Below are 14,007 nucleotides of genomic sequence, written 5' to 3'. Positions count from 1 at the left end.
TTTAGAGGGCAGGGGGGCGCTGCCCCTCTTGGCCTTTGGCCAATTCACCCCGGAGTATTTCAGGAAAGATGAAAGGGGGCTGAAACGCCCCTTTTCTTATGCGGGTTGCGCTGCTGACGGGCGGGCCAGCAGCAGCGGCACCAGGAACAGGGCGAGGAAGGCCGAGTTCATCACCACGTTGAACCAGGCGCCGGCGGCGAGGGAGCCGAGGCTGTCGGGAATGTACCAGGCCAACAGGGCCGGGATAAGGAGACGGCGGCCCAGGGGCGGGTTGGCGGAGTAGACATGCTCTGTCACCAGGTAAATCAGCGCGCAGAAGCCGCACAGCAGGCCGCCGCTGATGGCGGTCATAAGCGACGCGGGGCCGGGTTCCAGCCTCTGCCCGCCATCCAAGGGCAGTAAGGCCAGGTCCAGAAAGAAACCGAGGGCCTGTGAGAGCGGTGTGGCCAGTGCCAGCACCATGGCGAGGCCGAAGGCGGCGGAGAGCACTGCGGCGGTTTTGAGCCAGCGCACGGAAGCGGAGCGGGTCATTGGGACCTCCTGTATTGAACTGGCCTTAGCCTGCGGAAAGAGGGGGAGTGAATTCAATTACCTTGGAGGTAAGTGTTTCCGGCAGCTCTTGCTGTAGAGTGGATCAAAGGCAGGAGGCAGCGATGGCGGCAGCATTTGGCGGGGCTTTGAAGAAATGGCGGCAGGTCCGGCGCTTGAGCCAGATGGAACTGGCGCTGAGCGCCGGAGTGTCGCCGCGGCATCTGTCGTTTCTGGAAACCGGGCGGGCGCAGCCCAGCCGGGGCATGGTGCTGCGGCTGAGCGATGAGCTGCAGGTGCCTGCCGCGGCCCGCAATCAGCTGCTGACAGCGGCAGGCCTGGCGCCGGCCTATGTGCAGCGGCCGCTGGAGGATGAGGAGCTGGCACCGCTGTGGCAGGCTGCGGAACAGATGCTGGCGGGCCATGAGCCGTTTCCGGCGATGGTTCTTGGCCGCCATTGGCAGCTGCTGCGCCTGAACCTGGCAGCGGCGATGATGCTGGACGCAACCGGGCTGAAACCCGGTGACAGTCTGATCAAAGCGCTGCTGGAGAACGCAGCGCTGCGGGCGGCGCTGGACAATCTGGAAGACGTCGAACGGCACAGCCTGGCGCGGCTTCGGACCGAACTGGCCCACTTTGGGGCCGATCCGGTATTGGAACAGGCGATAGAACAGCTGCAGCGGAATGTGACGGCGGCAGCGCTGTGCGAAGGCGTGCTGCCCGCGGTGATCCCGGCCCGCTACCGTCTGGGCAGGCAGGTGCTCTCGTTCTTTTCCACCATCACCCAGTTTGGCGGCACTGGCGATCTGGCGATGACGGAACTGCGTATCGAGATGCTGTTCCCGGCCGATGAGGGCACGCGGACGGCAATGCAAATGATGGCCGGGCAGCGGGCCGCCCGCTCTGCCACTTAGTTTTTCAGCTCAGACTCAGCGCCGATCAGCCGCAGCACTTTATGCGTTTCCCGGTTGACCTGGTACACGTAGCCGCCTGCCTGAACATAGCTGCCGTAGGGGTCGGGCGCCCAGCCGCCGGGCTTGCCGATAAAGGTATAGTTGTCCAGGATGTGGTCGCCGCGCCGGTAGAATTTCTTGGCCTGGCCCGGCGGCACGCAATAGCCGGACTTCTTGGCCATGACATGCGGGCACTGGAAGCTTGCCTGCACCGGGGTGTCAAAACTATTGCCGGCCGCCAGCGGAATCGCCACCGCACAGGCGGCGGCAAGAACGGTGAGGGGAACAAGGTGACGGCGTACCATTTACAGCGGATCCTTTCTTCGCTGCCCTCCAAATAACCGCCCGTGCGGCAATTCCAAGAGCACACGCAAAGGGGTGGCGGCAGGCTGCCGGTTGCCGCTTACGCGGCGGCAATAACCCGCGCTTCGAAGCTGCGCAGCGACAGCCGGGCCGCGGCGCCGCAGCCGCGGCCGGTTTTTGCGCACAGATCCGGGAACAACTCGCGGATTTCCGCCTGCGTTTCCGCATCAAAGCCCTCGGCCGTTTCCGGACCGGGCTGATAGCTCTCGCTGAGGGCGCCGTTGGCCCAGAGAATCTGGTGGCTGCCGAACAGCAAGTGGAAATACTCCGCCTGCGCCAGATCCAGCGCCGGGCGGATGGTCTTGTCGTTGACCAGGTCCTTGGCCTTTACCAGCACTTCGTTTTCGCCGAACAGCAGCTCCGCCAGCGGTCCGGACACCACCATCCGGTGCTGGGGCGAGACATAGAGGTCGCGGGTGTTGCCAAAGCTGCCCGCGGCAAAGCGGATAGGGGCGGTGCCGGGTGTGCAATCAGCGCGGCGGCTGCCGATCCATTGCAACGTCTGTGGGCCATTGTCGTAGGTCAGAACTTCCATGCCGGGGCGCAGGTCCTCGACCGCGATCTCGCCGCCTGGAACCCGGATCATGGTGCCGCGCAGGAAACAGGGTACCGTCTGGTTGATCTCCACCAGACCGGTGTCAGAATTGCCCTGGCCGTTGTCCGCCGTGTAGTTGAAATAAACGGTTTCCAGGTCGCCGTCGGTGACAACTGTCAGGGTGCCGTCGTCATTCAGGGTGATTTCCTGGCCGGTTGTCAGGGTGACCGTATCACCGGCGGAAACCGCCTGATCGTTGATATGGGTGATGGTCAGAGTGCCGCCGGCAGCGGTGCTGTCGTTTTCCAGGACATCAATAACCCTGGTTTTGTTGACCGCGATGTCTTCCTGGTCATCCTGTGCGACCACGGCGGTCTGCACTGAGCCGCCGGCAATCAGCAGGTTGGAGTCGTAGCTGCTGTCGGAGGTGTCGGCGACACCGATCTTGAGGGTATTGGTCTCGCCTGCATTCACCGGGGCGACGAAGGTCAGGGTGATGGTGAAGCCGTCCATTTCAGTGTTGAACTGGTCACCGGTATTGTCGACGTAGATGTTTTCAGTGCCGCCGTTGATATTGCCGATCGAGGCGGTGCCGTCGCCGATGGACACTTGGGCTTCAACCCCGTTCACCCAGACTCCGACGACGTCGTTGTACTGGGAGTTGATGAACTCGGGGTATTCCTCCGAGGAGAGCACGAAGTCGATGGTCAGCGTGTCGCCGTCCGGGATGAACTCGATCTCCATGAAGGAGGCGTCGCGGGTGGCGGCACCGGCCAGGGCATCAAAGTCAGCGTCCCGGTCTACGCCGGAGGTGTTGGTGCTGGTGTTGGCGCGGACATTGGTATTGGCGGAACCGTCACTGTTGGTGAAGTCGCGGGCATAGCCGGTCGACAGGATCACCCCCGAGTCCGCGGGCGCAACGCCGGGCGTGCTGGTGTCGGCGCCCGAATAGATGCCCGATGACAGATCATCGCCGCTGTAGCTGGCGCTGGTGACGGTGACGCCGTCGCCAAAGATCTCCTCCGCCATCTGGGTGGCGGTGGCGGAAGTGTTGATGTTCAATTCCGTTGCCGTGGCCATATCGGGCTGCCTGCCTCCGGGTGTGCAAGGATTTGCGGTTGCTTACCGGAATGGTGCCGAACTTGGACAGAACTGTGGCAGGCTGGTGCCCGAAATCTGGAGTTTACTCGAATTTTAAGGGCATTGTCGAAGACCAGAAGAAAAAGGCAGCCTGTTCCGGGCTGCCTTTCAAAGCGTCGTGCCGGCTGCCAGAGGGCTGCCGGTGCGGTCAAGTCCCCTCAGCTCTCCCGGCTGCGCTTTTCAAAGCGGGGCAGCATGGCGGAGAAGTCCATGCCCTTGCCGTCTTCTTCCTCGACGAATTTCTTGTAGAGCGCCATGGCCAGTTCGCCCATCGGGGTGTCGGCGTCGGCGCTCGCGGCTGCCTGCTGGCTGAGGCCCAGATCCTTGAGCATCAGCTCGGCCGCGAAACCCGGCTGGTAGTTGTTGTCGGCCGGCGATTGAGGGCCGACACCGGGGGCCGGGCAATAGGCGTTCATGGTCCAGCTGTAGCCCGAGGAGGTGGAAACCACATCGAACATCTTCTGCCGGTCCAGTCCCAGCTTGTCGGCCAGCGCAAAGGCCTCGCAGGTGGCGATCATGGTGACGCCGAGGATCATGTTGTTGCAGATCTTGGCGGCCTGGCCAGCGCCGGCCTCGCCGCAATGAACCGCCTTCTGGCCCATGATATCGAACAGCGGCTCCGCTGCGGCAAACGCCTCTGCCGAGCCGCCGGCCATGAAGGTCAGGGTGCCGCCCGCCGCGCCGCCGATGCCGCCGGAGACCGGCGCGTCCACGAACATGAGCCCTGCGTCCGCGGCCTGTCCGGCCACCGCGCGGGCGGATTCCACGTCGACGGTGGAGCAGTCGATGAAATTGGCGCCCTTGGCCATCGCTGGGATCACCTCATCGGCAACCGAGCGCAGGATAGCGCCGTTGGGCAGCATGGTGATCACGGCATCGGCGCCGGCTGCGGCCTCGGCACCGGAGGCGGCCATCGTCACGCCCTCGATGCTGACATCGGCCATGTCAAAGCCGGTCACCTCGTGGCCTGCCTTGGCCAGGTTTGCGGCCATCGGGCCGCCCATGTTGCCAAGTCCGATAAATCCGATCTTCATGCGAGTTCCTCCTCAAATGTCAGCGCATCCGCGCCGAGCGGCGCCAGCATGTCCTCCACCGCTGATGCGGGCACTGCCTGGCCGGCGTATTGCCACTGCGGATTGCGGTCCTTGTCAATGATCTGGGCGCGGATGCCTTCCAGAAAATCGCCCTTTTCCATCGCGCGGTAGGTATAGCGGTATTCCAAGTCCAGTGCGCGGCGGATGGCGGGGCCATCGGCGCGCAGGCGGCGCAGCATCGCCAGGGTGCAGGCCATCGACAGCGGAGAATTGCGGTTCAGGGATTTCAGCGCAGCAGCAGCAAATTCGCTGCCGTCTGCCTCAAGACCCTGCAGGATGTCTTCCAGGCTGTCCTTGCCGAAATGCTTGGCGGTATCCTCCCGGACCCCGCGCAGCTTGCCTTCGGGGGCGGGTTTGGCCGCGTCCTCTACCAGTTTGGCGGAGCCGGTCTCTTCCAGCCCGGCAATCAGTTCAGGCCATTGATCCTGCGGGATGAAATAATCGGCAAAGCCTGCGAGAATGGCGTCATCCGCGCCCATCCGCGCCGCCGTCATGCCGAGGTATTCGCCCAGGTGATCCGGTGCCAGCGCCAGCATCAGCGAGCCGCCCACATCCGGCACCAGCCCGATGCCGACCTCGGGCATGGCAATCTGGCTGCTTTCGCCGACCACCCGGTGGGTGCCGTGGCAGCCGATGCCGACGCCGCCGCCCATGGTGAAGCCCTGCATGAAGCTGATCACCGGCTTCTTGTATTCAAAGATCCGCGCGTTCAGACGGTATTCATCGCGCCAGAAGGTGCGGCCATAGGAATAGTCGCCCTTGGTGCCGGTGTCATAAAGCTCGGCAATATCGCCGCCCGCGCAAAAGGCCTTGTCGCCCTCGGCGTCAATCACCACCAGCTTGACGGTGTCATCGCTGGCCCAGTCGCGTATGGCGGCGTCGATGGCCATGCACATGTCATAGCTCATCGCGTTCAGCGCCTTGGGGCGGGTAAAGGTGATGCGGCCGGCCTGGCCGGATTTGCGGATATGGATATCACTCATCGGGCGTGCTCCGTCAGTATGTGTTGCCGCGGGCAGTGTGCTGATTGCAGGTTACTCTGCAATCAGCTGGCGCGCGACGATCAGGCGCATGATCTCGTTGGTGCCTTCCAGGATCTGGTGCACCCGCAGGTCGCGCACGATCTTCTCGACGCCGTAGTCGGCCAGGTAGCCGTATCCGCCGTGCAGTTGCAGGCAGCCGTTGGCGACGTCAAAGGCGGTGTCGGTGACCATCAGTTTTGCCATGGCGCAGAACTTGGTGGCGTCATGCGCACCGGTGTCCAGTTTCCACGCCGCCTGGCGCAGGAAGGTGCGGGCGGCCTGCAAGCGGGTTTCATATTCCGCCAGCCGGAACTGCAGCGCCTGGAACTGGTTGATGGATTTGCCGAAGGCCTTGCGCTCGGACATGTATTGAACGGTCTGGTTCAGCGCCGCCTGTGCACCGCCCAGAGCGCCGGCCGAGATGTTCAGGCGGCCGCCGTCGAGACCCGCCATGGCGTAGGAGAAGCCCTTGCCTTCCTCGCCGATCAGGTTGTCCGCGGGGATCGCGCAATCATCGAACTGCACCTGCGAGGTGGGCTGCGCCTTCCAGCCCATCTTGTCCTCCAGCGCGCCGAAGGAGAGGCCCGGGTTGCCGTCCTCGACCACCACGGTGGAGATCCCCTTGGGACCGTCTTCGCCGGTGCGGCACATCACGACATAGGCGTCGGAGTAGGAGCCGCCGGAGATGAACGCCTTGGTGCCGTTCAGCGTGTAGCCTTCATTGGTGCGCTCGGCGCGGGTTTTCAGCGCCGCAGCGTCAGAGCCCGAGCCGGGCTCAGTCAGGCAATAGGAGAAGATCTTCTCCATCGAGCACAGGCTGGGCAGCCATTTCTGCTTGGTCTCTTCCGAGCCGAACTTGTCGATCATGCCGCCGCACATGTTGTGGATCGACAGGAAGGAGCCAACCGCCGGATCAGCCATTGCCAGCGCTTCGAACACCAGGGTGGCGTCGAGGCGCGAGAGACCGGATCCGCCGTATTCCTCGGACACGTACAGGCCGCCAAAGCCAAGCTCTGCCAGTTGCGGCCACAGGGATTTGGGGATGGTGCCAGCCTTTTCCCACTCACGGGAATGCGGCGCGATGTTCTCTTGGCCAAAGGCTTGGGCCATGTCGAAGATGGCCTGCTGTTCCTCTGTGAGTGCGAAATCCATGTTCAGCTCCTCCCGTCGCGCAATGAATTGAACAGTTGTTTATTTAATAGCGCCGGCGGGACGTTGAGGCAAGCTGCGCAAATGCAAAGCCGCCGTGCAGCAATGCCGCAGGGCGGCGCGCGCTTGATGAGGAGAATGTTAAGAAACTTCGGCGAAACTCTGTCTCAAACCGATCACTCGCAGGTGAATCCTGCCGGGGCATTCCAAAAGGAGTAAACGCAGTGTCGAATTCAGGGGCGCAGCATTTTCTGGCTTCAGAGCAAAACGGGGCTGCCCGCAGCCCCACCGGTGAGCCGGACTTCGCCAATGCGGTGACCAGCAATTTGCGGGCCAATTTCGCGATGGATATTCGGCATGGCATGATGGGCGTCCGGGACGCCTCGCCCCAGGAGCATGCAGAACAGCTGCGAAAGCTCGCCACCCGGTTGGCGTTGGAAGGCAAGCGCACGGATGCGGTCTACCTGCTCAAACAGGCGCTGGAACTGGACCCCAAGAACCGACTGGTCCACACCACACTCGGGGAAGTTCTGGAACTGATGGGGCTGCCTGAAAAAGCAATCCTGCATCACGTCGACGCGCTTCGCCTTGAGCCGAACAATCCGGAATGCCTGGCCTATATCGGAAGTTATCTGATGCGGGTTTCGCAAGACGAAGAAGCAATCAACTACTTCCAGGATACGCTGAAATTCGATCCGTCCAACGACGTTGTCTTTGCCCGCCTGATGTATCTGAAGCGGCGCCAGTGCGATTGGACGGATGTAGGCAAGGCGCTGAAAAGGGTCAAGAACCACTCCAAGAGCACCACCTCTGTCGACCCGTTCTCATTTCTGAGCATCGTGGACGATCCTGAAATTCAGATGAACCACTCGATCAAGGCGGCCAGCGCGCAAAAGTTGCGCAACTTCGACTCTGGCGCTTTCACCGCGCCTTTGGCCAAGTCCGGCAAGATCAAGATCGGGTATTTCTCCTGCGACTTCCTGGATCACGCCACCATGTACCTGATTGGCCGGATGCTGGAGATGCACGACCGCAGCCGGTTCGAAATCTACATCTACGACTACGGCGCAATGACCGACCAGGACGGCCGCCAGCGGGCCGAAGACGCGGCGGATGTCTACCGGCAGATTTCGGGGATGCCCAGCGAAACGATTACCGCTATGGCGCGCGAAGACGGCCTTGATATCGCGGTCGACTTGAAGGGGCATACAAACGGAAACCGGATCAATCTGTTTGATCACCGCCTGGCGCCCATTCAGGTCTCTTACCTCGGTTACCCGGGAACCAGCGGCGTTGAGGCGATGGATTACATGGTTGCCGACCCGATTGTCGTGCCGCCGAAGTACCGCAGGTTCTATACCGAAAAAGTGCTGTATATGCCCGATTGCTACCAGTCCAACGACGACCGGCGGAAGGCGTCCGAATTCAAGCCCACACGGGCAGACATGGGCTTGCCGGAAAACGGTGTCGTGTTCTGCTCCTTCAATAGCCCCTACAAGGTTTCGCCGGACGAGTTCGGCATCTGGATGAAACTTCTGAAGCTTGTACCGGGCAGCGTTCTCTGGTTTTACGCGGCTAACGGTGCGGTGCAGAAGAATATCCGCGCCGAAGCCAAGAAGCGCGGCGTCAATCCGGAGCGCGTTGTCTTTGCCGGTCATGCAGAGCAGGAAGACCACCTGGCCCGCCTGCCGCTGGCGGACATCTTCCTTGATACGTTCAATGTGAATGCCCACACCACGGCAAGTGACGCACTTTGGGCCGGCGTGCCGGTGGTGACCAAGATCGGCAAGCAGTTTGCCGCACGTGTTGCTGCCAGCCTGCTGCACTCAACCGGTCTGGATGAACTGACGGCGGCGACGCCGAACCAGTATCAGGCACTGGCCCTGAAACTTGCACGCGATCCGGAATATCTGGCGGATGTGAAGGCCCGCGTGAAGGAGGGCATCCGTAATGGCCCGTTGTATGACACTGAGACCTTCACACGGAACTACGAGGCGCTGATGGAAAAAGCCGTGGCGCGCTTTGATGCCGGGTTGAAGCCTGACCACATAAGCCTGGGCTAAGACCGGGCGGTAACAAAGAAGGGGCGCGGATATCTCCGCGCCCCTTCTTTCTGCAGGCAGCTTAGCTCTTGCGAAGCTCCGGTTCAGAGCAGCCGGACCTGGGTGCCGACTTGCACCAGTTCATACAGTTCTTCGACGTGCTGATTATAAAGACCGATGCATCCGGAGGAGCTTTGGCGGCCGATCTTGCGGGTGTCGTGGGTGCCGTGCACCAGGTAGGCGGGCCAGTCCAGGTACATTGCCCGGGTGCCCAGCGGGTTGCCCGGGGCGCCGCCTTCGATGCGGACCGGCAGCGTGGGGTCGCGCTCGCGCATCGACTGGGTCGGGGTCCAGCTGGGGTTTTCCGCCTTGCGCACGATTTTGGAGTAGCCGCGCTTGGTCAGATCTTCTGTCATCGGTACTGAGGAAGGGAACAGGCGGTAGGTCTCCCCGTCCGGGCCCCAGTAATGCAGGGCGCGGGAGCTTATGTCGGCCAGCAGGCAACCGGCGCCGAGCTGGTCAAAATGATCCTGCCAGTCCTGCTGTGAGAACGCGGAGACATTGCGCTGAACCGGAACCTCCTCACGGATGGCCGGTTCGTTCTGCGGGAAGGCGTCTGTCGACTGCGCGCGCAGGATGGCCGGGGTGGCCAGGGTCGCGCCCAGGCCCATCAGGGTGGCGCGGCGGGTGATGCGGAGTTTTGTCATTTTTCATCTACCGTGCTGCTCAAAAACTCCGGGCAAGATAATCACCCGCGCGGGAATTTCCAGAGGTGCCAAAGAGCTGCGGCAGCGCTTCACGTGTTTGTGTAGGGCCGGGCGGCAAGATCTTGCCGCCCGGCGCCGGTCAGGGGGTCAGGCGTAAAGCTTGCGGGCCTGGGCAAAGGACAGCAGGCGGCAGCTGTCTTCATCCCAAAGGTGCAGACGCGCATTGGCCAGGCTTTCGCGGATGGTCATGCGGTTGCCCTCCGCCAGCTCTGCGTGGTCGCGCAGCACTTCGGTCAGGCGGTAGAACGGGATACGGCTGTAAAGATGGTGCACGTGGTGAATGCCGATATTGGCGCTGAGCCATTGCAGAACCGGCGGCAGCACGTAGTGCGAGCTGCCGTGCAGGGCGGCGTCATGCAGCTGCCAGTCCTCATCCTGCGTCCACTGGGTGGTCTCGAACTGGTGCTGCACATAGAACAGCCACAGGCCGGCAGTGGCGGCGATCAGGGTGGCGGGGAGGAAAATCAGCAGCAGCGGCATCAGGCCGCCGAAATACCAGATCAGCCCCAGCGCCGCGAGGATCGACGCATTGGTGCCCATGGCGCTGATCCAATAGCGCGCCTGCCCGGTCAGGCCGTAGGGAATGCGGTTCTGCAGGAAGAACAGGTATCCGGGGCCGATACCGAACAGGGTCACCGGGTGGCGGTAAAGCCGGTAGACCAGCCGCTCCCAGCGGCTGGCGGCGCGGTATTCGGCGACGGTCATCGTGTGAATGTCGCCCATGCCGCGCTTGCCGAGGTTGCCGTGGGTGCTGTGGTGGATCGAATGGGTTCGGCGCCAGACGTCGTAGGGTGTCAGCGTCAGCACCCCGATGATGCGGCCCACCCAGTCGCTGACATGGCGGTTGGTGAAGAAGGAGCCGTGGCCGCAGTCGTGCTGGATGGTGAACAGGCGCAGCAGGAAGGCTGCGATACAGACGGATAGCGCGAGGGTCAGCCAGTAGCTGATCGAGAGCGACCACCAGGCCAAGGCCCAGAGCAGCAGGAAGGGGACCACCGTCACCGCCAGTTCGAAAGCACTGCGCAGGTGGCTGGGTTCGCGGTATTGGGCCAGGATCTTGACCCAGTCGCGGGCGGTTCTTGCAGCCGTCTTCGGCTGGTTCGGGTCGGGTGTCTTGCTCATGCGCCTGCCGTCTGTTTGTCCGTTGCTGACCGGATAGACGAGTTACGCGGCGGAACAAGGGAAATTTGGCAGAAACCCTTATTTTTAACCCGGACCGTGCCGGTAAAAGCGCCGCCGGTCGTGGTGGCGGGTCTGCACGAGGCTGCCCCAACAGAAAAAGGCCCCGGAAAATCCGGGGCCTTTCCTCATTTGCAGGCAGTGGGTTAGTCCATTGCCTTGAAGTTGAACTCGCCGCCTTCCTTGATGCCGGAGGGCCAGCGGGAGGTCACGGTTTTGGTGCGGGTATAGAACTTGAAGCTGTCCGGGCCGTGCTGGTTCAGGTCGCCGAACATCGACTTTTTCCAGCCGCCGAAGGTGTGGTAGGCCAGCGGCACCGGGATCGGCACGTTGATGCCCACCATGCCAATGTTCACACGGCTGGCGAAGTCACGCGCGGTGTCGCCGTCACGGGTGAAGATCGCGGTGCCGTTGCCGTACTCGTGGTCCATCGCCAGCTTCAACGCTTCCTCGTAAGTGCCTGCACGCACAGTGGAAAGCACCGGGCCGAAGATCTCCTGCTTGTAGATGTCCATGTCCGGGGTTACCCGGTCGAACAGGTGCGCACCGACAAAAAAGCCGTCTTCATAGCCTTGCAGTTTGAAGTCGCGGTTGTCGACAACCAGTTCCGCGCCCTGGTCGACGCCGGACTGGATCAGGCCCAGGATACGTTCCTTGGCGGCCGCGGTCACAACCGGGCCCAGGTCGACGTCGTCGCCTGCGGTGTAGGGGCCGACTTTCAGTTTCTCGATGCGCGGGATCAGCTTTTCGATCAGCTTGTCGGCGGTTTCCTCGCCAACCGGAACCGCAACCGAGATCGCCATGCAGCGTTCGCCGGCCGCGCCGAAACCTGCACCGACCAGCGCGTCAGCGGCCTGGTCCAGATCGGCGTCGGGCATCACGATCATGTGGTTCTTGGCGCCGCCGAAGCACTGGGCGCGCTTGCCGTTGGCGGTGGCGCGGGAATAGATGTACTGCGCAATCGGGGTGGAGCCCACAAAGGACACGCCCTGGATGATTTCGCTGTCCAGGATGGTGTCAACCGCCTCGCGGTCGCCGTTCACAACTTGGAAAACGCCTTCGGGCAGGCCTGCTTCGACGAACAGCTCGGCCAGCATCAGCGGCACGGAGGGGTCGCGCTCGGACGGTTTCAGCACCACGGCGTTGCCGCAGGCCAGCGCCGGGCCGACATGCCACAGCGGCATCATGGCCGGGAAGTTGAACGGCATGATCGAGCCGACAACGCCCAGCGGCTGGCGCATGGAATACATGTCGATGCCGGGGCCTGCGCTGTCGGTGAATTCACCCTTCAGCATCTGCGGCGCGCCGACGCAGTATTCGATCACTTCCAGGCCGCGCTGCAGGTCGCCCTTGGCGTCCGGGATGGTCTTGCCGTGCTCGCGGGAGAGCGCCTCGGCCAGCTTGTCCATGTCGCGGTTCATCAGGCCAACCATCGCCATCATCACACGGGCGCGCTTCTGCGGGTTGGTGGCGCCCCAGGCGGGCTGCGCCGCCGCGGCCTTTTCGATGGCGTCGGTGGTTTCAGCAACGCTTGCCATCGGGCATTTGTACTGCACTTCGCCGGTTGCCGGGTTGAAGACATCGTCAAAACGGCCCGAGGTGCCGGAGACAATCTTGCCGTTGATAAAGTGGCCGAGTTCTTTCATCGGATCCTCCTCTGTTCATCTTGCCTTAATCCTAGGCTTGCAAAAAACATCGGAAAAGAGGAAAGATTTCAAAGAGGCTTTGCAGGAACGCAAAAGGTTAACACGGCGTTAGCAGGAACACGGAGGAACCGGGCCGATGGATCCCCAGTGGGATGATATGAAAGTGTTTTTGGCGGTGGCACGGGAGGCGAGCCTGTCCGGCGCCGGCCGCGTCCTCAAGATGGACCCGGCGACAGTCGGGCGCAGGGTGGCCCGGTTCGAGGCGGCACTGGAGACGCCGCTGTTCGTGAAATCCCCGCAAGGCTATGCGCTCAGTGCCGCCGGAGACCGGCTGCTGGTTCATGCGGAGGCGGCGGAACAGGCGATGCGGGCGGGAACGGAAGCGCTGACCGGTCCCAATGATACCCTTTCCGGGCAGATCCGCATCGGCGCGCCGGACGGCGCCGCCAATTACATCCTGCCGCAGGTCTGCGCGCAGATTTCTGAGGAGAACCCGGATCTGGACATTCAGATTGTGGCGCTGCCGCGGGTCATCAACCTCAGCCGCCGCGAAGCGGATATGGCAGTGACTGTCAGCGCGCCGACGGCCGGCAAGCTGCTGGTGCAGAAAATCTGTGACTATCAGCTGCATCTGGTGGCCTCGCGCCACTACCTGAAGGAGCACCAGCCGATCACCAAACTGGAGGATCTGAAGGGCCACAAGATGATCGGCTATATTCCGGACATGATCTTCGACAAGGAACTCGACTATCTGAACGACATCGGCGTGGAGCGGGTGGCGCTGGCTTCCAATTCCGTCTCGGTCCAGATCAAGATGGCGGCGCAAGGAACCGCGGTCTGCGTGGCGCATGACTTCAGCCTGCCGGCGCACCGGATGCTGCGCAAGATCCTGACGGACAAGGTGAGCCTGACCCGCAGCTTCCACCTGGTGCGCCATCAGGGCGACCAGCGCAGCGAGCGGCTGAACCGCTTTGCCCAGGCGCTGTCCAAGGGGATCCGCGACGAGGTGGCCCGGCTGGAATCCTTGACTTGAAGCTGCGTTGCGGCAAACCTTGCTGTAACGCAATAATATTTCGGAGGTTTGCCGTATGCTTGTTCAGGTCATTTTGAAATCCAAAGCCAGCACCGGTGTCGTGACAGTGAAGCCGGATGCAAGCGTGGCTGAGGCAGCAAAAGTGATGTCGGACAACCGTTTCGGCACCGTGGTGGTTTCCGCGGATGGCGAGACGCCGGTTGGCATCCTGTCAGAACGCGACATCGTCCGGGAACTGTCCAAAGAGGGTGCCGGCTGCCTGGATCAGCCGGTCAGCGGCTATATGACGCGCGAGCTGGTGACCTGCACCACCCAGTCCAACGTGGGTGAGCTGCTGAAGCAGATGACAGAGGGCCGGTTCCGCCACATGCCCGTGGTCGAGGACGGAAAACTTGTGGGAATTGTGACCCTTGGCGATGCGGTGAAGGCGCAGCTGGCGCAGGTGGCGATGGAGAAGGACGCGCTCCAGGACATGATCATGGGGCACTGAGCCGCAGGGGCGGAGTCCGTATTTCTGCCCCCTTGCATTGCCAGCCGCAAATGTGTTTGCGTGCGC

Annotated in this window: 13 protein-coding genes; 4 read left to right on the top strand and 9 right to left on the bottom strand. The window is 62.5% G+C overall.

Features of this window, described 5'->3' with window-relative positions; all coding sequences use genetic code 11:
* Positions 1 to 96: 96 nt before the first annotated feature.
* Positions 97 to 531, bottom strand: a complete 435-nt coding sequence (locus tag AC4HIX_RS00985) for an excinuclease ABC subunit A (RefSeq protein WP_490397514.1) — start codon at positions 529 to 531, stop codon at positions 97 to 99.
* Between the two features lie 122 nt (positions 532 to 653).
* Here AC4HIX_RS00985 and AC4HIX_RS00980 point away from each other — a divergent pair, with 122 nt between their 5' ends.
* Positions 654 to 1,442 carry a helix-turn-helix domain-containing protein gene (locus tag AC4HIX_RS00980; protein WP_490397513.1) on the top strand — a complete coding sequence of 263 codons (789 nt, stop codon included), beginning with the start codon at positions 654 to 656 and terminating at the stop codon, positions 1,440 to 1,442.
* Here the strand turns inward: AC4HIX_RS00980 and AC4HIX_RS00975 are convergent.
* From AC4HIX_RS00975 to AC4HIX_RS00955, 5 genes are all read right to left on the bottom strand, one after another.
* Positions 1,439 to 1,786, bottom strand: coding sequence for an excinuclease ABC subunit A (locus tag AC4HIX_RS00975; protein ID WP_490397512.1), 348 nt, complete (start codon positions 1,784 to 1,786; stop codon positions 1,439 to 1,441). The genes AC4HIX_RS00980 and AC4HIX_RS00975 overlap by 4 nt on opposite strands.
* A 98-nt stretch (positions 1,787 to 1,884) precedes the next feature.
* Positions 1,885 to 3,459: a choice-of-anchor L domain-containing protein gene (locus AC4HIX_RS00970; protein ID WP_490397511.1), complete on the bottom strand. Its 1,575-nt coding sequence runs from the start codon at positions 3,457 to 3,459 to the stop codon at positions 1,885 to 1,887.
* A gap of 218 nt (positions 3,460 to 3,677) precedes the next feature.
* The gene (gene mmsB, locus AC4HIX_RS00965) at positions 3,678 to 4,553 is read right to left on the bottom strand and encodes a 3-hydroxyisobutyrate dehydrogenase (protein WP_490397510.1); all 876 of its coding nucleotides are present in this window, start codon (positions 4,551 to 4,553) and stop codon (positions 3,678 to 3,680) included.
* Positions 4,550 to 5,596, bottom strand: a complete 1,047-nt coding sequence (locus AC4HIX_RS00960; protein ID WP_490397509.1) for an enoyl-CoA hydratase/isomerase family protein — start codon at positions 5,594 to 5,596, stop codon at positions 4,550 to 4,552. Before AC4HIX_RS00960 ends, mmsB begins: the two co-directional genes overlap by 4 nt.
* Before the next feature lie 51 nt (positions 5,597 to 5,647).
* Complete coding sequence (locus tag AC4HIX_RS00955; RefSeq protein ID WP_490397508.1) at positions 5,648 to 6,787, bottom strand: acyl-CoA dehydrogenase family protein; 1,140 nt, start codon at positions 6,785 to 6,787, stop codon at positions 5,648 to 5,650.
* Between the two features lie 221 nt (positions 6,788 to 7,008).
* Here AC4HIX_RS00955 and AC4HIX_RS00950 point away from each other — a divergent pair, with 221 nt between their 5' ends.
* A complete protein-coding gene (locus AC4HIX_RS00950) occupies positions 7,009 to 8,847 on the top strand; it encodes an O-linked N-acetylglucosamine transferase, SPINDLY family protein (RefSeq protein WP_490397507.1) in 1,839 nt (612 codons plus the stop codon).
* Between the two features lie 83 nt (positions 8,848 to 8,930).
* On the opposite strand, the gene AC4HIX_RS00945 is transcribed toward AC4HIX_RS00950, so the two are convergent.
* From AC4HIX_RS00945 to AC4HIX_RS00935, 3 genes are all read right to left on the bottom strand, one after another.
* Positions 8,931 to 9,533, bottom strand: a complete 603-nt coding sequence (locus tag AC4HIX_RS00945; RefSeq protein ID WP_475051898.1) for a L,D-transpeptidase — start codon at positions 9,531 to 9,533, stop codon at positions 8,931 to 8,933.
* Between the two features lie 147 nt (positions 9,534 to 9,680).
* The gene (locus tag AC4HIX_RS00940; protein ID WP_490397506.1) at positions 9,681 to 10,715 is read right to left on the bottom strand and encodes a fatty acid desaturase; all 1,035 of its coding nucleotides are present in this window, start codon (positions 10,713 to 10,715) and stop codon (positions 9,681 to 9,683) included.
* A 203-nt stretch (positions 10,716 to 10,918) separates the two neighbouring features.
* Complete coding sequence (locus AC4HIX_RS00935) at positions 10,919 to 12,418, bottom strand: CoA-acylating methylmalonate-semialdehyde dehydrogenase (protein WP_490397505.1); 1,500 nt, start codon at positions 12,416 to 12,418, stop codon at positions 10,919 to 10,921.
* Positions 12,419 to 12,554: 136 nt separating this feature from the next.
* Between AC4HIX_RS00935 and AC4HIX_RS00930 the strand changes: the two genes are divergently transcribed.
* Together AC4HIX_RS00930 and AC4HIX_RS00925 are read left to right on the top strand one after the other, a co-directional pair.
* Positions 12,555 to 13,451 (top strand): LysR family transcriptional regulator, encoded by an 897-nt coding sequence (locus AC4HIX_RS00930; protein ID WP_490397504.1) that lies wholly within the window; start codon positions 12,555 to 12,557, stop codon positions 13,449 to 13,451.
* Positions 13,452 to 13,506: 55 nt separating this feature from the next.
* Positions 13,507 to 13,941, top strand: a complete 435-nt coding sequence (locus tag AC4HIX_RS00925) for a CBS domain-containing protein (protein ID WP_490397503.1) — start codon at positions 13,507 to 13,509, stop codon at positions 13,939 to 13,941.
* The last annotated feature ends 66 nt before the right edge of the window (positions 13,942 to 14,007 follow it).

Source organism: Leisingera sp. (assembly GCF_982940295.1).
Note: the sequence above shows the minus strand (reverse complement) of the source record. Positions and strands in the feature narration are given on the sequence as shown.